This is a genomic window from Clostridium sp. 1001271st1 H5, assembly GCF_005845215.1.
Lineage (GTDB): Bacteria > Bacillota > Clostridia > Lachnospirales > Lachnospiraceae > Enterocloster.
The window spans coordinates 46,216-64,311 of sequence record NZ_SPHO01000003.1 but is presented as its reverse complement, the minus strand read 5'-3'; the positions used below and the strand labels follow the sequence as shown (position 1 = coordinate 64,311).

15 protein-coding genes are annotated in these 18,096 nt (G+C 52.5%); all 15 read right to left on the bottom strand.

What is annotated here, in order from left to right:
• Window positions 1-84: 84 nt before the first annotated feature.
• Window positions 85-1,458 (bottom strand): V-type ATP synthase subunit B, encoded by a 1,374-nt coding sequence (locus tag FGS84_RS05365; protein WP_002568364.1) that lies wholly within the window; start codon window positions 1,456-1,458, stop codon window positions 85-87.
• Window positions 1,458-3,233: a V-type ATP synthase subunit A gene (locus tag FGS84_RS05360; RefSeq protein WP_138306651.1), complete on the bottom strand. Its 1,776-nt coding sequence runs from the start codon at window positions 3,231-3,233 to the stop codon at window positions 1,458-1,460. Before FGS84_RS05360 ends, FGS84_RS05365 begins: the two co-directional genes overlap by 1 nt.
• A gap of 15 nt (window positions 3,234-3,248) precedes the next feature.
• A complete protein-coding gene (locus FGS84_RS05355; protein ID WP_002568366.1) occupies window positions 3,249-3,569 on the bottom strand; it encodes a V-type ATP synthase subunit F in 321 nt (106 codons plus the stop codon).
• Window positions 3,562-4,530 (bottom strand): V-type ATPase subunit, encoded by a 969-nt coding sequence (locus FGS84_RS05350; RefSeq protein WP_138306650.1) that lies wholly within the window; start codon window positions 4,528-4,530, stop codon window positions 3,562-3,564. The genes FGS84_RS05355 and FGS84_RS05350 overlap by 8 nt, the downstream gene beginning before the upstream one ends.
• Before the next feature lie 21 nt (window positions 4,531-4,551).
• Complete coding sequence (locus tag FGS84_RS05345) at window positions 4,552-5,145, bottom strand: V-type ATP synthase subunit E (RefSeq protein WP_138306649.1); 594 nt, start codon at window positions 5,143-5,145, stop codon at window positions 4,552-4,554.
• A 42-nt stretch (window positions 5,146-5,187) separates the two neighbouring features.
• A complete protein-coding gene (locus FGS84_RS05340; protein ID WP_002568369.1) occupies window positions 5,188-5,670 on the bottom strand; it encodes a V-type ATP synthase subunit K in 483 nt (160 codons plus the stop codon).
• Window positions 5,671-5,672: 2 nt separating this feature from the next.
• The gene (locus FGS84_RS05335) at window positions 5,673-7,679 is read right to left on the bottom strand and encodes a V-type ATP synthase subunit I (protein WP_243129878.1); all 2,007 of its coding nucleotides are present in this window, start codon (window positions 7,677-7,679) and stop codon (window positions 5,673-5,675) included.
• Between the two features lie 27 nt (window positions 7,680-7,706).
• A complete protein-coding gene (locus FGS84_RS05330; RefSeq protein ID WP_243129864.1) occupies window positions 7,707-8,015 on the bottom strand; it encodes a hypothetical protein in 309 nt (102 codons plus the stop codon).
• 531 nt (window positions 8,016-8,546) lie between these two features.
• Complete coding sequence (locus tag FGS84_RS05325; protein ID WP_138306646.1) at window positions 8,547-11,600, bottom strand: efflux RND transporter permease subunit; 3,054 nt, start codon at window positions 11,598-11,600, stop codon at window positions 8,547-8,549.
• Between the two features lie 14 nt (window positions 11,601-11,614).
• A complete protein-coding gene (locus FGS84_RS05320) occupies window positions 11,615-12,793 on the bottom strand; it encodes an efflux RND transporter periplasmic adaptor subunit (protein ID WP_138306645.1) in 1,179 nt (392 codons plus the stop codon).
• A gap of 231 nt (window positions 12,794-13,024) precedes the next feature.
• Complete coding sequence (locus FGS84_RS05315) at window positions 13,025-13,918, bottom strand: LysR family transcriptional regulator (protein ID WP_138306644.1); 894 nt, start codon at window positions 13,916-13,918, stop codon at window positions 13,025-13,027.
• A gap of 43 nt (window positions 13,919-13,961) precedes the next feature.
• Window positions 13,962-14,996, bottom strand: coding sequence for an ABC transporter permease (locus FGS84_RS05310; RefSeq protein ID WP_243129863.1), 1,035 nt, complete (start codon window positions 14,994-14,996; stop codon window positions 13,962-13,964).
• 41 nt (window positions 14,997-15,037) lie between these two features.
• A complete protein-coding gene (locus tag FGS84_RS05305) occupies window positions 15,038-15,985 on the bottom strand; it encodes an ABC transporter permease (protein WP_138306643.1) in 948 nt (315 codons plus the stop codon).
• A complete protein-coding gene (locus FGS84_RS05300; protein ID WP_138306642.1) occupies window positions 15,982-17,001 on the bottom strand; it encodes an oligopeptide/dipeptide ABC transporter ATP-binding protein in 1,020 nt (339 codons plus the stop codon). Before FGS84_RS05300 ends, FGS84_RS05305 begins: the two co-directional genes overlap by 4 nt.
• A complete protein-coding gene (locus tag FGS84_RS05295) occupies window positions 16,994-17,974 on the bottom strand; it encodes an ABC transporter ATP-binding protein (protein ID WP_138306641.1) in 981 nt (326 codons plus the stop codon). Before FGS84_RS05295 ends, FGS84_RS05300 begins: the two co-directional genes overlap by 8 nt.
• Window positions 17,975-18,096 lie beyond the last annotated feature (122 nt).

Below are 18,096 nucleotides of genomic sequence, written 5' to 3'. Positions count from 1 at the left end.
GGCCGGAAACCGGGAACGCGTCTTATCCGCACATGGCGGAGGGCCGCGGCGCCCGCATGTTTCCTGCCGGGCTGTGACTGCCAGTTATTTTGCTTCGTAGTATAAATCAAGGAATTTGTCCTTAATACGTTTCAGCTCGCTCCTTGGGAGGATGCGCAGAAGCTTCCAGCCGATTTCCATGGTCTCTTCGATATCACGGTCAGCGTAATAGCCCTGGGATACATACTCCTTCTCGAACTCGTCAGCAAACTTGGCGTACAGCTTATCCATATCAGTCAGGGCTGCCTCGCCCAGAATAATCATCAGTTCCTTTGCGTCCTTACCACGGGCATAGGCTGCAAAGAGCTGGTTCATGACATCTGCATGGTCTGCGCGTGTCTTGCCTTCGCCGATACCCTTATCCTTAAGACGGGACAGGGATGGCAGTACATCAATTGGAGGCGTTACATTCTTACGGTACAGCTCACGGCTCAGGATAATCTGTCCCTCAGTGATGTAGCCTGTAAGGTCAGGAATGGGATGAGTCTTATCATCCTCAGGCATGGTAAGAATGGGAATCATGGTGATGGAGCCGTTCTTGCCCTTCTGACGTCCGGCTCTCTCATACAGGGAAGCCAGGTCAGTGTACATATATCCGGGATAACCGCGGCGTCCGGGAACTTCCTTACGGGCTGCGGAAATCTCACGCAGGGAGTCTGCGTAGTTTGTAATATCAGTCAGGATAACCAGTACGTGCATGTTCTTCTCAAATGCCAGGTACTCTGCTGCTGTCAGCGCCATACGCGGGGTAGCGATACGCTCTACGGCAGGGTCGTTAGCCAGGTTGATGAACATGACGCTTCGGTCGATAGCGCCTGTCTCACGGAAGCTCTCCATGAAGAAGTTGGCCTCCTCGAAGGTGATACCCATGGCGGCAAACACAACGGCGAATGACTCGTCGGTGCCGCGGACCTTTGCCTGGCGCGCAATCTGGGCAGCCAGGTTGGCATGGGGAAGACCGGATGCTGAGAAAATAGGCAGCTTCTGGCCGCGGACCAGGGTGTTCAGTCCATCGATGGCAGAAACACCGGTCTGGATAAACTCCTCAGGATAGCTTCTGGCTGCAGGGTTCATAGGCAGGCCGTTGATATCCATACGCTTCTCAGGCAGGATGTCGGGACCGCCGTCAATGGGCTTGCCCATGCCGTCAAACATACGGCTGAGCATATCCTCAGACACGCCTAATTCCATGGTACGTCCTAAGAAACGCACCTTACTGGAATCCAGGTTGATACCGGTAGACGCCTCATACAGCTGTACCATGGCATTTCCGCCGTCTATCTCCAGTACCTTGCAGCGGCGTCTCTCGCCGTTAACCAGCTCAATTTCTCCCATTTCATCGTAGGTTACTCCCTGTACGCCGCGGACCAGCATAATAGGACCTGCTACCTCTTCAATTGTTCTATATTCCTTGGGCATTAGAAGTCCTCCTTTCTGCTCAGCTCACTGTTAATCTCTGACTCCAGGGTTTTGATAACATCCTCGTAAACCTTATCCAGGTCAGCTTCCTCTGTATATTTGAAACGGCCGATGGCCTCGCGCACGGGAAGGCCTACAAGACGCTCGATATTCACGCCCTGTGACAATGCATCCCCTGCCTTGTCATAATATGCCAGCATCAGCATCATCATCATGTGCTGCTTCTTTAAGGACGTAAATGTATCAATCTCATGGAAAGCGTTCTGGTGGAGGAAGTCCTCACGGATAGAACGGGCTGCTTCCAGTTTCAGACGGTCAGGCGCGGATAATGCATCCATACCTACCAGCTGAACGATTTCATTCAACTCAGACTCTTCCTGCAGCAGGCGCATAAGACGGGCGCGCAGCTCAGTCCAGTCGCTCTCCACCTCTGCGTTGAACCATTTTTCCATGGTGTCCACATACAGGGAGTAGCTGGTCAGCCAGTTGATGGCCGGGAAGTGTCTCTTGTATGCCAGGTCGGCATCCAGGGACCAGAATACCTTTACGATACGCAGGGTAGCCTGTGTAACCGGCTCGGATATATCACCGCCTGCAGGGGAAACAGCTCCGATAACGGAGAGCGCGCCCTCGCGGTTGTCCTGACCCAGGGAGATAACACGGCCGGCACGCTCGTAGAACTGTGCCAGACGGGAACCCAGGTATGCGGGGTAGCCTTCCTCACCAGGCATCTCCTCCAGACGTCCTGACATCTCACGCAGAGCCTCGGCCCAGCGGGATGTGGAGTCTGCCATCAGGGCTACGGAATAACCCATGTCGCGGAAATACTCTGCAATGGTGATACCTGTATAGATGGATGCCTCACGGGCCGCAACAGGCATATCGGAGGTATTGGCAATCAACACGGTACGCTCCATCAAAGACTTGCCTGTCTTCGGGTCCTTCAGTTCCGGGAACTCGTTCAGAACGTCGGTCATCTCGTTGCCGCGCTCGCCGCAGCCAATGTAAACCACGATGTCTGCATCAGCCCACTTGGCCAGCTGATGCTGTACAACCGTCTTGCCGGAACCGAAAGGTCCGGGAACAGCCGCAACACCGCCCTTTGCAATTGGGAACAGACAGTCAATAACACGCTGTCCTGTTACAAGAGGCATGTCAGGCGACAGTTTCCTCTGATAAGGACGGCCTTTACGTACAGGCCACTTCTGCATCAGTTCAACCGGATGCTCCTGTCCCTTCTCATCCGTCACAACAGCCACTGTATCGGTAACCGTATACTCTCCGCCGCTGATATAGGTAAGGGTACCGCTTACTCCCACCGGAATCATGATTTTCTGCTGCACCACCTCGGTCTCCTGAACCGTACCGATGATGTCGCCGCCGCCAACCTTGTCTCCCACATTTGCAGTGGGTACGAAGGTCCACTTCTTCTCACGCTTCAGGGAGGGAACCTCCACGCCGCGGTTTAAAAGGTTTCCGCCTGTCTTTTCCATAATAGCATCCAGCGGACGCTGGATACCGTCGTATATACTTCCAATCAGGCCAGGCCCCAGCTCCACGCTCATGGGTACGCCTGTGGATTCCACCGGCTCCCCTGGTCCCAGTCCGGATGTCTCCTCATATACCTGGACGGAAGCCTTATCGCCATGAATCTCTATAATTTCGCCAATCAGACGCTGCTCACTGACTCGAACCACGTCGAACATGTTCGCGTCACGCATGCCTTCTGCGATGACCAGCGGACCGGCTACTTTTTTAATTACGCCTTTGCTCATCTTTTACCTCCATTGTTATTGCCCATTAAATATAATATCCGAGCCAACTGCCTGCTCCACTGACTTCTTAACTGCCAGGATACCTTTTCCCGTATTGCCTGATATGCCGGGAATCAGTATGATGGCCGGAAGGCCAGCCTCACGGTAGCGGTTAATCTCCGGTTCAATCTGGGCAGCCAGGGCCTCTGTGATGTAAATCACCGCATAGCCGCTTTCTGCCAAATCCTTAACCTTCTTTCCTGCCTCCGCCGGGTCTGTCAAAGGAAATGGCTCCAGACCCAGACTGGCAAAACCGTAGATACTGTCCCGGTCGCCCATAACTGCAATCTTATACATACATCTCCCTTATCCTTTCCCGGATGGACTCCTCGGGAAGATGGTTTAATTTCCCGGAAAGCACAATCCGAACTGATTTAATCTCGTTCTCCCGTGCCAGAATATAAGCTGCCAGCGGACCCAGACCAAAGGCGCTGTACTGCTGGGGCTTAATCTTACGAATCAGCAGATTGTCGCACCACCGCTCAAAAGCTGAAGGTGAGCGCCGTAATTCTTCCACTGCATCTGCATAGGCCGTGGTTTCCAGGTATGACCCGATGGAATCCACGCCTTCTATGGCTGCCTGAGCCAGACGGGCAACGTTAATGCTGCCGCATGGCGCCAGCGCCTGCTCCAGGAATGCCCTGTCCTTGCCGGTACGGGATGCCCGCACCGCCGTCTTTATATCTGCTGCCGCAACCGTCAGCTCCGCATAAAGTTCCAGGAACTCGTTGCCTGAGGATTTGCCGGCCTGGTAGATTGCATCCAGGGCTGCTTTGTCGATTATGATGTCGCAGAGCTGTCCGTCCTGGGTGTGAAGGAGCGCTTTGTATGCCTCCTCAGCAGGCGTCCTCATGGCTGCCGGAAGATTCTGGAATTCCCTGGTCTGAACCGCTTCACGTATAAGCTTCACATCCACAGTCCCCTGCTCCATGAAGATGCCCGGGTATTCATCACCCATGCGGACCTCCTTGATGGCTGCCTTCAGATTGTGGTAGTCGTTGGCGTACAGGAATACGTCGAATACAGACATATCCTCCACCAGCTCATTAATCAGTTCCCAGGTCCTTCTCTTCTCTATGGCCAGGATTTCTCCGGCATTTGTGATGCCGTCCTCTCCCCAGCCCTTCTCCATAAGAAGCTGGATACACTCGTCATAGTCTTTTGCAGCTGTCAGCTGCTCTAAAAACGCGCCGGATAGCAGGGACAATTCTTTGGAACGGATGCGGGCTACTGCATAAACATACTGTTTGTCTGCCATTTAATTAGTTCCTCCCTACGTTCATGAAAACAGAATCTCCTGCACTTTATCCTGTAATACCTCATGGGCTGCATCAAAGAGAGCGTCAATGGAACAGTTCTCCTCAATTCCTCCATAAGTAAGCACAAAACCTCCGTCTATATCCCTGGTGTCTCCGGATATGCGCAGCGCTGCCCCCTTGTCCTTAAGCGCGGCATTTAACCTGTCCTCAAAGCCTTCGGGCAGGCGTTCCAAGTCCTTCTTTGAGAACAGGAGCTCGCCTTCTCCGGGCTGTGCGGATTTAACTGCCAGTTTCAGAATCATATCAAAGTAGGCGCCGGTTTCAAGCCCCTTGAGTTCAGCCTTAGCCATCCCAATGGTTGCTCCGATGAGTCTTTGCTTTTCAGCCAGAACAGCACCGCGTTTCTTAAGTTCGGCTGCCGTGCGTCCTCTTTCCAGAATATTGGCTACTGCCTGTTTGGAGCGCCTCTCAATATCAACGCACTCCCTCTCTGCATCCGCACGGGCCTGTGCCAGAATCTCATCTGCCTTGGAACGGGCTTCAGCCCTGGTGCGTTCCGCTGCTTTCTGGGACTCTTCTTTAATCTGGCTGATGATTTTATCTAATCCCGCCATGCCATGTTCTCCTTTCCTGATGTCTCCTTATTTGGTATGCTGTTAGATGTTAAGGCCTGCAATACCAAAGATGGAAAGGATAGAAATCAGCAGTGCCAGGATGGCGTATGTCTCAACCATGGCCGGGAAAATCATAGCTTTACCAAACTGCTCAGGTCTCTTGGCAACCAGGCCGATACTTGCTGCTGCCGCCTTGCCCTGTGATGCGCCGGAAATCCAGCCGACAATGCCCATAGGAAGGCATGCTGCCAGGTATAAAGCACCCTTTACTAAAGAAAGGTCAGCGCTTCCGCCCATGATACCAATCTGTGTCAGTGTGATGAATGCAATCAGCAGTCCGTAAATACCCTGTGTACCGGGAAGCAGCTGTAAAACCAGAACCTTACTGAACTTGTTTGGGTCCTCTGTAACAACTCCGGCTGCAGCCTGACCTGCAATACCAACTCCGATAGCTGAACCTACTCCTGCAAAAAGTGCTGCGATTGCAGCTCCTAATAATGCTAAAGCAACTCCCATATTTCCCATAACTAAATGTCCTCCTTGACTTTATAATATTTGGTGTGAACGGCAAAGGGCTCAAATTTCCTTCCGCCGCCTTCATAAAACTTTCCAAAAAACTCTACATACTGCAGACGGTTAGTATGGACATATGCGCCCAGGGCATTGATTGCCAGGTTCAGGCTGTGTCCGATTACAAATACCAGTATGAATATGATGGCTCCGGGAATGGAACCGCCCATCATACTTCCCATCTTGTTAAATACCGTGGATATAACGCTGGTAGCCAGACCCAGGGCCAGAAGTCTGGAGTAGGACAGGATGTCGCTCAGGTATGAGCTGACTCCGTACGCTCCGTAAAGACCCTTAAGTATCCTCTTAACCCAGTTTTTGGATTCCCTTCCGCTGGTAAGTACAATACCCACAAAACCAATGGCTGCCGCGTAAGCAGCCACAGTGCCTGCAACTGCCGGAAGCGTAAAGGTAAGGCCCAGCATCTCGGTAAACATCTGCATGGTCAGCAGGTAAACAATGCCGCCGCCAACCAGCATATACCAGAATATGGCGTCATATATACCGTCAGCCAGGCTGCCGTTCTTCACACAGGAGTAGAATTTGATTCCAAGTCCTATGAACAGGTGAAGAATACCAAGTCCAAATGCAAATACCAGAAGCTTCATGGGAAGGCTTACTGGCTCAAACCAGAGAGGAGCAAGCCTGATATCCGGCCGGTTGAAGAATGTGGTCGCGATAACATTCACCGCGTCTCCGAAAAAGCTGCCGAACATAAAACCCCAGAATGTTGTGGAGATGCCGCAGTACATGAACATCTTCATAAACTTCTTCATTCCGGCTTCCATGTTCTTGAATTTGGTCAGGCAGTATGCGGTGCCCGCCACCATAATAAGACCATAAGCCGCATCCGAGAGCATAAGCCCGAACTGTACATAGTAGAACAGCGCCACTATCATGGACGGATCAATCTCTCCCCTGGACGGAACGCTGTAACTCTCAATAACGCCCTCCACAGGTTCTGCAAACTTATTGTTGTGGAGCAGGATTGGTACATCCTCCTCCTTATCCGGCTCTGTGTACTCTACCACCACCTCATATTTCTCCTGAAGCAGCTTCTCCAGCTTTGGAGCCGCATTCTCAGGCACATATCCGGTTATGAAGAATACCCGCCTTGATTGGGCCAGGCCGTTTAACACGCCGTATTTCTCAGCACGCATGGTATAGTAGTCCATGACGAACTTAATGAGCTCCCGGTCCGGAGCCATCTCCGCCACGGCCTTTTCCGCCTTCTCAATCTCCGCCTTTTCCATTGCAAGCTCTTCTTCCAGCTGCTGCTGGCGTTTAGCAGGCACTGTCTGGCTCAGTGGCGGTTTTACAAAATTCATTTTCTTTAGCGCATCTTCCACTGCATCTGCATCCGGTTTTCCGCAGACAATGAACAGACAGGTCTGTTCCTTGGATGCACTTACAATGGTCACGTCAATTGTCTCTGCCTGAGGAGCCAGTTCCCCAAGCTGTTCTGTTACCTGTTCCAGGGTAACTTCATCCTGGATGGAACCGATGAATGCCGCAGTTTTCTTTGTTCCCTTAAAATCAAGGGGCAGGTCAAAGGACCTCCATGGCACCAGTGCTTCCATCTGCTGTTCCAGCTTCGGAATCGCTGCACTGTGCTCGCCTATCTGCTTTGCAAGTTCCTGCAAGCGGTAGGCCTTTTTCATGGCCTCGTCGTGTTTGCCTGCATTGGCCTCATATTCGTCCAGGGAAAGTACTTCCCTGCCTTCGAATGAGGACAGCATGCCCTTCTCCTCAGGCGCGTACCTGTCCAGAATATTAATGGCCTGCTCTGCTATATTGGCATTTCGTTCAAATACGGTTTTGGAAGACGTCACGTCCATTCTGCCAAACATGTCATCTTCCTGCAGCACATTGCTGATTTCAAGTACCCCTTGGCGCTGCAGAAGCTCAAGGGTGCCCTTGCGGTCTTTTTTAAGGCCACAAATCAGCACTTTTTTCATAGGCACTACTGCCAACCTTAAGCGCCTCCCTTCCTATAGCAGCTCTGATAAGATAACTTCAACTGCCTTTTGTTGTTTCTCAGCTACAGCTTTCTGCAATGCTTCCAAATCCTTGCCTTCCTCGGCGCTGGCTGCCTGCATCATCTGCTCGCTTTGAGCCTTGGCATCCTCCTCGGCCCCCACCGCGCCTTCTCTGGCAGATTTCGTCATCTCTGCCTTCATCTGCGCCGCCTGAGCCTTTGCCTCTGCCACAATTGCCTCCGCCTCTTTTACCGCTTCTTTTTCGGCTGCTTCCGCGGCCGTTTCTGCCTGACGGATTGCGTCAATCGTCTCCTGGGCCAATCCAAATCCCCCTTTCTGTACCGGAATCCCGTTAGCTATCCTGCCGGAATATATGGTTAGTTTGCGCAGATATGCCTCCGGGAATACGATGGACCATAGGTTTGTGTTGCAAAATGACAACTTATCCAGTATTTGTCCATAGCTTTCCTATTATTTTTGTACAATATGAATAGATTATAACCCATGCGTAAAAATTTATCAATCCACTTTCTCAATATTTCATGAAAAAATTTTAGACTTTCTAAATATTTTTGTACAGCATACAAAAAACTTCTATCCATATTAAAATAATTGTCCCCTTAAACATCACTTCCGGCGGGACCTATTTGTTACATTAATAACAAATTTTTTTATAAAAATAGGCTGCAGTTCCAACGCCTTCCATCTGCGTCATAAGCTACAGCCTATTTAATAACATCATACCATTTAATCCTGTAATTTGAAACAGTAATTTTTTAACATCTTTTTAACACCCGGTCATATGCCGCTGTCCGCCAGCCGGCTTCCGGCTGATTTCCGGCCTGTGTCCGGTTAATCCGCAATAATCATACGCTTCTTTCCGCCGCCGTTCATCAGGCTGTAGTATGCAGGAAGCATGAGCAGCGAAAGAATGGTGGATGCGGTCAGACCGCCGATATTAACAAGGGCAAGGCCCTGGGTCGTGGAACCGCTGTCGCCCAGAGCAAAGGCCATGGGCACCATGGATACAACCGTGGTCAGGGTAGTCATGAGAATCGGTCTCAGACGGGTGGCCCCTGCTTCCACCAGGGCTGTATTTAAATCCATTTCCCTGCGGTACTGGTTCACCGTATCCACATAGAGGATACCGTTGTTAACAACCGTACCAACCAGCATCAGGAATCCCAGAAGGGATGTCATGCTGATGGCGCTGTCTGCCAGCCACAGAAGTCCGAAGGCTCCAATGAGACAGAACGGGATGGTGGTCATTACCATGATTGAGAACTTGGGCGACTCAAACTGCGCCGCCATGACCACGAATACCAGGAAGACAGCCAGGGCAATGGCCTGGAACAGAGCCGTGAACTCTTCTGCCATGGATTCATCCATCTGGTTCTGGGCAACAGTCACATTGGCATTACTGCTTACAGCCGGCTTCACCACTTCGCTTAAAAGCTGGGTCTTTGTGTTCTTATTTGAATTCTCGGTATAGATACCGCTGATAGTGGCGCGGTACTGCTTATCCTGCCTGGTGATGGATGCAGGGCTGTCTGCAAAGTGAATATCAGCCACATCCGTCAGGGCAACGGAGCTGCCCTTAGGCGTCTGGAGGGTGATTGTCTCAATCTGGTCCAGGGTCTTATAGCGCTCCTTAGGATACTCCACCTTTACATCAATATCATTTCCGTCAATATTAAGGGAGGTGGGCGTGGTGCCGCTGAGCATGTTATTCAGGGTGCCGCCAATCTGGGCCGGCGTCAGTCCTGCCGCCCTGGCCTTGATGGGATTCACCGTAACCTTTACGACAGAAGCCGCATTCTCCAGGGTGGAGTGGACCTTGGTCAGCTCCGGACGTTTGCTCAGTTCAGCCGCCACATGGTCGCTGACCGCCTTCAGGTCATTGTAATTGGTACTCTGAAGGTCTACTGAATATTCATCGTCCGAACCCATCATGGCGCTTACCTGCGAGTAGGCCTCCACGGTTATGTTGGTATCAGAGATTCCGCCCATCTGCTGTTTCCAGAGCCGGACCACCTGGTCTGTCTCCATCTTCCTGTCCTTCTTAAGGTAGACAGTGATGCTGGGGTCGGAGCTCATGCTCAGTCCCGAGCTTCCGGCAAGGGTGATGTAGGATTCCACATCCTCCTGCTGGGAGATAATATCCTCTATCTGCTTCATGACACGGTCAACCTTGTCAATCTTCATACCCGGCTTTACTTCTGCAGTGATGGAAATCTGGCCCTGGTCATCCTCAGCCATCATCTCCACGCGCAGGAACTTGGCGATGAAGAAGGAGAACAGAAGGAGCGCCACAGAAGCCAGCATGACAAGGCCTCTCTTGTTCAGGAGCTTTGTCATGATTCCCCTGTAGGCTTCCTGCATCTTCTCAACCGGTCTGGACAGAGGCGCCGTCTTTCTCTCCACGGGTTTATAAATCATGTAGCACAGAGGCACCACCGTAATGGCTGATATGAGAGATGCCGTCATACAGAATACAATGGTAAAGCCCAGAGGCCGGAACATCTGTCCCGTCATGCCGCCCAGCATGGCCAGCGGCAGGAACACCACGCAGGTGGTCAGGGTGGAACCGATAACCGACTGGTATACCACTCCGGTACCGTTTAGGGCTGCCTTGGAAAATTCCCGGAAGCCGGTATCATCCGTGGCCCTGAAACAGCTCTCCAGCACAACGGTGGAGTTATCCACCATCATACCGACGCCCAGTACCAGGGCGCTCAGGGTTATGACGTTCAGGCTGAAGCCCATAATCTGCATCAGGATAAGCGACGACAGGATGGATACGGGGATGGAGCTTCCTACAATCATGGACGCCTTCAGGTCCCCGAAGAACAGCCATATGATGACCATGGAAATGATGATGGCCAGAATCATTGTCTCAATAACGGAGCTCAGGGATGACATGATGGAATCCTTGTCATCGTCCACTATGGTTATCTGAAGGGTGGGGTCCTGTCTGGTAAGCTCACCCACCACACGCTTTACATCCTTGGACACATCCAGGGTGGCTGCGTCCTGCTGCTTGCTGACAGTCAGGGCAACGATATCCTCAGGAAGCCCGTTCTCCGCCTTATAGCGCGCAATACTTTCCACATCGTCCGCACCCATGTACACCTTTGCCACATCGCTCAGGTATACGGTCTGGCTTCCGGATACGGTCAGGGGGATGTCGTTAAGACTGTCCATTGTCTCAAAGGGCTGCTCCGTTGACACGGACAGCTTCTGGTCTCCCACTTCCGTGTCTCCTGCAGGATATGTGATATCCGAGCCCGCAATATCGCTGGCAATGGAGCTCATGGATACGCCGTACTGTTTCAGCTTCTCCGGCATCAGCTCCACTTTAATGTATTTCTGGAGGCCGCCCGTAATGGAAACCTCGGCTGCCGTGGACAGCTTTTCAAATTCAGGAACAATGTTATTGTTCACATAGTTGTAAAGGTCATCGTCCTCGCCGTGGCTGACAGCCATGATAACATTTGGCTTCAGGCTGGTATTCAGCTCCAGCATGATGGGGTCATCCGCATCATCGGGAAGCTCTACCTTAGCCAGGTCCATCTGCTTCTTCAGGTCATCATACGCATCGTTCATGTCAGTGCCGTACTTATATTTCAGCATGACGATGGACATGTTCTCTTTTGACTGGGAGGATATGGTATCCAGACCGCTCAGGGTACTGGCCCTGTCCTCAATCGGTTTGGTGACCAGCTCGCTGACATCGTCAGGGCTGGCGCCGGAGTAGACGGTCATTACAATCATCATGGACATGTTCATGTCCGGCATCAGCTCAAGCGGTGATTTCATCACTGAGGACAAGCCGAACACAATCAGACACAGGATTGCAAGCACCGTACTGACCGGTCTCTTTAAGACAAGTTTCGTTAAGCCCATTTTCCTGCCTCCTTCTACTGCGCCTGACTCTGGTCTGCGGCCGGACTTTCAGCTTTGTCTGTCTGACTGTTTTCCCGGATGACCTGCATGTTTACCTGTACTTCGGCTTCCGTTCCATTCATCTCTAAGGTTGCCGGCACCTCGGTCTCCAGTGTCACCTTGGTGCCCTCCTTTAACTCGGAGGTCCAGGTGGTAAGAACCCGGTCATCCAGGGTAATCCCTGAAAGCACCGCTATGTTCTCCTTGTCATAGATGCCCACTTCCACCGGCACCTCATGGATGATGCCGTTATCATATGTATACACATAGGCATCCCCTGCTTTATAGTACACGGAGTTGTTGGGAATCAGCATGGTATTCCTGGCAGATGCGGAAGGAACCCGCAGTTCCACGCTGGTGCCGGCTGCCATGGCCTCATTATCGTCCACAGATGCTTTAATCTTGAACAGGCCCACAGATGCCTCGGCCATATTGCTGACCTCGATGACATTGCCGCCGTACTCTGTGCCTTCTTTGATGACCGTAATAGGGTCCCCTGCGTTCAGATGGTTCTTTACCTTCTCCGTCACATAGAAGGTCACATTGTTGCCACTGTCTCCGGCAATGACGCAGAGCTGGTTGGAATTTCCAACCGTGTCATGTACCTCCACGTTCAGCTGCTCCACCCGTCCGCTTATGGGCGATGTCACATGGCTGAATTCCATCTGGTTTTCATATGCAATCTTCGCAGACTCATACTGCAGCCTCTTGGCCTCAGCAGCAGTCTGATATCCCTCAAACTCTTTATCAGACACAAAACCTGATGCATGGAGGGGAGCCATGCGGGTCAGGGTGGACTGTGCGTCGTCCCATGCCACCTTGGCTGCATCCATGGAGTTTCTGGATGTATCTACCTGCTTTGTATCAATCTCTAACAGCACCTGTCCGGCTGCAACCACATCCCCGGCCTTCACGTTGACAGCTGTCACGTCGCCTCCTGCCTTGGGATATATGTACACAATGTCGGCCGGCTCAATGGTGCCTACCAGGTCTGTTGTCAGCAGTATGTCGCCCATCTGCGGCGTCTGTACTGTTACCACCGGGTCAGGGGTGGGGACAACAGGCTCTTCCTTTTTGAAAATTCGGGCAATCACAATGACTGCTATAATTACAATCACGATTCCCCAGATAATGCGTGTCCTTGCCTTTTTCATCTTCTCCTCTTTCCTTTCATGTCCTTTTTAATATGAGAATCTGTCACAGCGCCGGCACTGTCATGTAAAAGAATACAGCGCCAGAAAAAAACAAGGGAAATGAGCTGCTTTGGTCCACAGCCCTTCCCCAAAATACGGCTTCTTTCTTTTTTACCAACCATCTTGTATTTTAGACAGTTGCCCCCCTTTTTGTCTAACACCAAAATACGGATAATTAACAACTCGTTGTTGTTAATTATAATTATTTTTCAAAAATTTAATAAAACTTTCAAGTCTCTTCTCATTTTCTTTACGCCATACTATGATTACGCTGGCATGGGCCTGATTTCTGGAGTTGGGCATGGGGTGCATGACCAGCCGGTCCCCGTAATTGTGATAAAATTCCTTAAACCCGATATGGATTCCCTCGTTGGCAATGATTGCCAGCTCCAGGCTGTTGACATTCTCATAATAGCGGGCCTTCTGCAGAATATGCTCCTGCTTGGAAATAAGTTCAAACAACCGCATTTCCGCACCTGCAAAAAAATTCTTGAAAAGACAGAGCATGGTCTCTCCCCTGAAGTCCTCCATGACCACCTCCTCCTTATGGGCCAGAGGATTTTTCTTGGACATGACATAATATAGGGGCAGGCTCTTTACCACAATGAGGCCGCATTTTTCCTTCAGCTGTTCATAGGAAGGGGTAAAGCTCACAGTCATCATCAAATCCGGGTTTCCGTTGGTTATATCCTTTATATTGGTAAATTCATTGATTTCAAATTCCACATCCGGGTCCTGGGCCATATAATCGGCCAGTATGTTTCCGGCCATCTCAATAATGCCGCTCATGCCCACCACGGACAGGTTAATCCGCCGTTTTGCCCGCTCCCCTTCCTCCCTGGCCATATCCACGGAATCATATATCTCCTTGGGTATATCCTTCCAGCGCCACAGGAGCAGTTCGCCGCTGCGGGTCAGCCTCACATCCCTGGTGGTCCTGTCAAAAAGCCGCAGCTCCAGCTCCTTTTCCAGGGATGCTATCTGGCGGCTCAGTCCCTGCTGCGATATATACAGATGATTGGCTGCCTCCGTAAAGTTAAGGGTCCTGGCTGCTTCCAGGAAACATTCTATCTGATGGATGGTCATAAGCATGCTCCTTTTATGTGCTTGTCAATATGGCGGGCTGCTTCTAAGGTATATTCCGGCCAGGCATGTCCCTGTCTGATGCATCCCGGACCGGCATGTCACGCCCCGGCGTATCCTGGTCCGGCGTATCCCGCCCCGGCATATCCTGCTCCGGCGTATCCTGCTCCGGCATGTCCTGGTCCGCCCCGCCCAGATTCAGGACCGCCGAAGGGTCCAGGGCATCTCTCAGGGCATCGCCCACAAAATTGATGGCAACCACCAGGACCACAATCAGAAGTCCGGGAGGAATCCAGAGCCACGGCTGCTTTGTCAGCACGGTCAGGGACTGGGCGCTGTTTAACATGTTGCCCAGGCTGGCCGTGGGAGGCTGCACTCCCATGCCCAGGAAGCTGAGTGAAGCCTCGTCCAGCATGGACAGGGCCATGACCGAGGTGGCGTACACCAGAATAGGCGCCACGGTATTGGGAAGTATCTCTGAAAAAAGGATATGTCTGGCAGGCATTCCCGCCACAATACTGCTCTTGACAAAGTTTGTCTCCCGCAGACTCAGCACATTGCCCCTGACCAGACGGGCAATGCCGGGCCAGTCCACAAATCCGAGAATCAGAATAATACTCCAGAGTCCCGGCTCAAAGATGGCGGCAGCCACCAGCACCAGCAATATATAGGGAAATGACATAACCATGTCCGTAAAACGCATAATGGCTATGTCCAGCCAGCCTCCGAAGTATCCTCCCAGCAGTCCCAGGCTGACTCCTATGGCCGTGGATATGGCCGTGGCCAGCACCCCCACCAGCAGGGAGATACGTGTTGCGTATAACAGGCGCGAGAGCATGTCCCGGCCAATCTGGTCCGTCCCCAGCAGGAACTGCAGGCTTGGCGGGGCTCCAAAAGGCCCTGCGATGGCGTCCGGGTCATAGGGTGCTATGACAGGCGCCAGGACAGCCGCTGCGCAGATGACCGCCAGCACCACCAGGCTGATGCAGGCCAGGCGGTGGTGCAGAAACCGCCGTCTGACAGTCTGCCAGTAATTTTCTCTTCCAATATCCCCGTAAGGGTTCTTTCTGTTCATTTTCATTCTATCTATGCTTACTCCTGTTATGTGCTTACGCCGGTCTGTCAGTCATACTGAATAGCCGGATTTACGATGGCGTACAGAATATCCGTCACCAGGTTGGCTGCCAGCACCACCACCGCGGAAAGCAGGCAGACCCCCATAATCACCGGGTAATCCCGGTTCAGGATGGCGCTCATGGTCATAAGCCCCAGGCCGGGCCAGGAAAACAGCTGCTCCACAATAACCGCGCCCCCAAACAGCACCGGTATCTGCATGCCAATGACCGTCACAATGGGCACCAGGGCATTGCGCAGGGCGTGCTTATATATGACCCTTCTGCGGCCGATTCCCTTGGCCCTGGCCGTGCGCAGATAATCCTGCTGGAGGATTTCCAGCATGGCGCTGCGGATATAGCGGATATTGGTCCCTGCCATGGAAACAGACAGCACCAGCACGGGCATTATCATATGGGCCGCCACATCCGCTGCACCGCCTGCCGTGCCCAGGGTTGTCATACCTCCGGAGGGCAGGATTCCCAGGTTCACGGTAAACAGGTACACCAGCAGCAGGGACAGGAAGAATCCGGGTATGCTGCTTCCGAAAAAGGAGGCTGTCACCACGGCGTAATCCCCCCTGGAATACTGGTGGATGGCGCTGTAGATGCCGGCGGGAACCGACATGATAAGGCTTACAATCAGCGACACCCCCATCAGGAGAAGGGTGGGGCCCAGATGGCTTCCAATCATGGCGCTGACCGCCTCATAGGATTTCACGGAATACCCCATGTTTCCCGAAAGAAGCTGTCCCAGCCAGATAAAATATTGTATATAGAAAGGCTTGTCCAATCCCATGGCTGCCTCCTTGGCGGCGATAGCTTCCTGGGAAATACGGGCTCCCTGAAGCATTTCCAGGGGACTGCCCGCAAAACACATAATGGCATAGTCAATGATGGTAATGCCAAGCAGGGTTGGAATGGCAATCAGTATGCGCTTTAAGATATAGTTTGTCATGCCTGTTCACCCTCTTTCTCTAGTTCTTTATACCGGATACAGGCTGTCAGATGGCTGCTTCCCGGAGCAGCCGGTTTCAGCTCCGTTTCCCCGCTCATGCACTCCTCCTTACAGTGAGGGCATCTGGGGTGGAAGGGACATCCTGAGGGCATATTTACATTTGAGGCTGTTTCACCGCCGATGATTCCCGCAGACCGTTTCCTGCGGTTTCGCGGGTCAGCTATGGGCACCGCCTCAAACAGCGCCCTGGAATACGGGTGGAGGGGATGGGCAAACAGCTCCTTCCGGTCCGCAATCTCCACCATTTTTCCCAGATACATGACAGCAATCCGGTCGCTGACATAGTTCACAGCTCCCAGTCCATGACCGATGAAGATACAGGTCAGTCCCAGCTCCTTCTGCAAATCCCTGAGCAGGTTCAGTATCTGGGCCTGGATGGACACATCCAGGGCGCTGACCGGCTCATCGCATACCAGCAGCCTGGGGTTTAAGGACAGGGCCCTGGCAATGCCTATGCGCTGCCTCTGCCCTCCTGAGAATTCATGGGGATACCTTCCCAGACAGTTTCGCGGAAGACCCACCATATCCAAAAGCTTCTCCACCCGTGAATATATATCCCCCCGCCCGGCCAGGCCATGGTACAGCATGGGTTCTGCCAGTATTTCATACACATGTTTCCTGGGATTCAGGGATGAATAGGAGTCCTGGAATATCATCTGCAGCTGGGTGCGGAAGGGCTTCATCTGGGCCTGGCTCATATTGCCCAGGTCCTTTCCGTCGTAGATGACCCTTCCTCCCGTGGGATGCTCCAGGCCCACCAGCTGGCGTCCCAAAGTAGATTTGCCGCAGCCGGATTCTCCCACCAGTCCCAGCGTCTCCCCCTCAAACAGCTGAAAGGATACGCCGTCCACAGCCCGCACCACGCCGGCGGAACGGGAAAACATGCCTGACTTAGCCGTATAGTATTTTTTCAGTCCCTCTGCCGAAAGCAGAGGAATACGCGTTTTATCAGCCATCCGCCAGCACCTCCTCCGCCCGGCAGCAGCGCACAGTATGGGAATCCCCAACCGTTATCTCCTGCTGGGGCTCTGTGCACATCCCGGCCCTGTAGGGACATCTCCTTGCGAAACGGCAGCCCCGTATTCTGTCATAGTGCTCCGGCACAATTCCCTCTATGGATTCCAGTCTTCTGTCCTCATCATCCCGGATGCCGGGCACGGAGCGCAGAAGAGCCCTGGTATAAGGATGGGACGGATGGTCAAACAGCTCCAGGACACGGGCCTGCTCAATGAGCTGGCCTGCATACATCACCAGTACCCGGTCAGCCATCTGGGCCACCAATCCCATGTCGTGGGTGATAAGCAGCACCGCCATGCCCATCTCCTCCTTAAGCTCCAGAATCAGCTCCATAATCTGGGCCTGAATCGTCACATCCAGGGCTGTGGTGGGCTCGTCGGCAATCAGAAGGGACGGATTGCAGGAAAGAGCCATTGCAATCATGACGCGCTGGCGCATCCCCCCTGACAGCAGGTGAGGGTATTTTTTCATGACCGAAAGGGTATCCGGCAGCCCCACCTTCTTAAGAAGATACAATGCCCGTTCCCTGGCCTCATCCTTTCCCAGCCCCATATGGGCGCGGATACTCTCCGTCATCTGGCTTCCAATGGTAAATACAGGGTTAAGGGAGGTAAGGGGGTCCTGGAATATCATGGTCAGGCGGTCTCCCCTGACTTCGTCCAGCTCCCTCTCAGTCATGGAGAGCAAATCCTTTCCCTCAAACAGGACCTGGCCGCTGGTCACCTTCCCGCCTTTTCCCAAAAGTCCCATGACAGACAGGGATGTGACACTCTTTCCGCAGCCGGACTCCCCCACAATACAGACCACTTCCCCTGAATCCACATGGAATCCCACATGGTCCACACCTATATTCTTCCCCCCGTCGCCGGAAAATGTGACTTCCAGATTCGCGACTTCCAGAATATGTGACATACTGTTTCCTCATTTCTTCATATTAATCGCTGATTTCCCATGAATGAAGATACCCAGAGAGCATATGCCCTCCGGGAATCCGTTCACTCTTTCTGATTATTGGGTTGTCCTGACGGGACCCA

What these genes read in the sequence shown, in the direction of transcription:
- FGS84_RS05305 (WP_138306643.1), bottom strand. Translation starts at nt 15,985, where the DNA reads ATGACAAACTATATCTTAAAGCGCATACTGATTGCCATTCCAACCCTG.
- FGS84_RS05365 (WP_002568364.1), bottom strand. Translation starts at nt 1,458, where the DNA reads ATGCCCAAGGAATATAGAACAATTGAAGAGGTAGCAGGTCCTATTATG.
- FGS84_RS05345 (WP_138306649.1), bottom strand. Translation starts at nt 5,145, where the DNA reads ATGGCGGGATTAGATAAAATCATCAGCCAGATTAAAGAAGAGTCCCAG.
- FGS84_RS05340 (WP_002568369.1), bottom strand. Translation starts at nt 5,670, where the DNA reads ATGGGAAATATGGGAGTTGCTTTAGCATTATTAGGAGCTGCAATCGCA.
- FGS84_RS05350 (WP_138306650.1), bottom strand. Translation starts at nt 4,530, where the DNA reads ATGGCAGACAAACAGTATGTTTATGCAGTAGCCCGCATCCGTTCCAAA.
- FGS84_RS05315 (WP_138306644.1), bottom strand. Translation starts at nt 13,918, where the DNA reads ATGACCATCCATCAGATAGAATGTTTCCTGGAAGCAGCCAGGACCCTT.
- FGS84_RS05355 (WP_002568366.1), bottom strand. Translation starts at nt 3,569, where the DNA reads ATGTATAAGATTGCAGTTATGGGCGACCGGGACAGTATCTACGGTTTT.
- FGS84_RS05310 (WP_243129863.1), bottom strand. Translation starts at nt 14,996, where the DNA reads ATGAAAATGAACAGAAAGAACCCTTACGGGGATATTGGAAGAGAAAAT.
- FGS84_RS05360 (WP_138306651.1), bottom strand. Translation starts at nt 3,233, where the DNA reads ATGAGCAAAGGCGTAATTAAAAAAGTAGCCGGTCCGCTGGTCATCGCA.
- FGS84_RS05320 (WP_138306645.1), bottom strand. Translation starts at nt 12,793, where the DNA reads ATGAAAAAGGCAAGGACACGCATTATCTGGGGAATCGTGATTGTAATT.
- FGS84_RS05300 (WP_138306642.1), bottom strand. Translation starts at nt 17,001, where the DNA reads ATGGCTGATAAAACGCGTATTCCTCTGCTTTCGGCAGAGGGACTGAAA.
- FGS84_RS05325 (WP_138306646.1), bottom strand. Translation starts at nt 11,600, where the DNA reads ATGGGCTTAACGAAACTTGTCTTAAAGAGACCGGTCAGTACGGTGCTT.
- FGS84_RS05295 (WP_138306641.1), bottom strand. Translation starts at nt 17,974, where the DNA reads ATGTCACATATTCTGGAAGTCGCGAATCTGGAAGTCACATTTTCCGGC.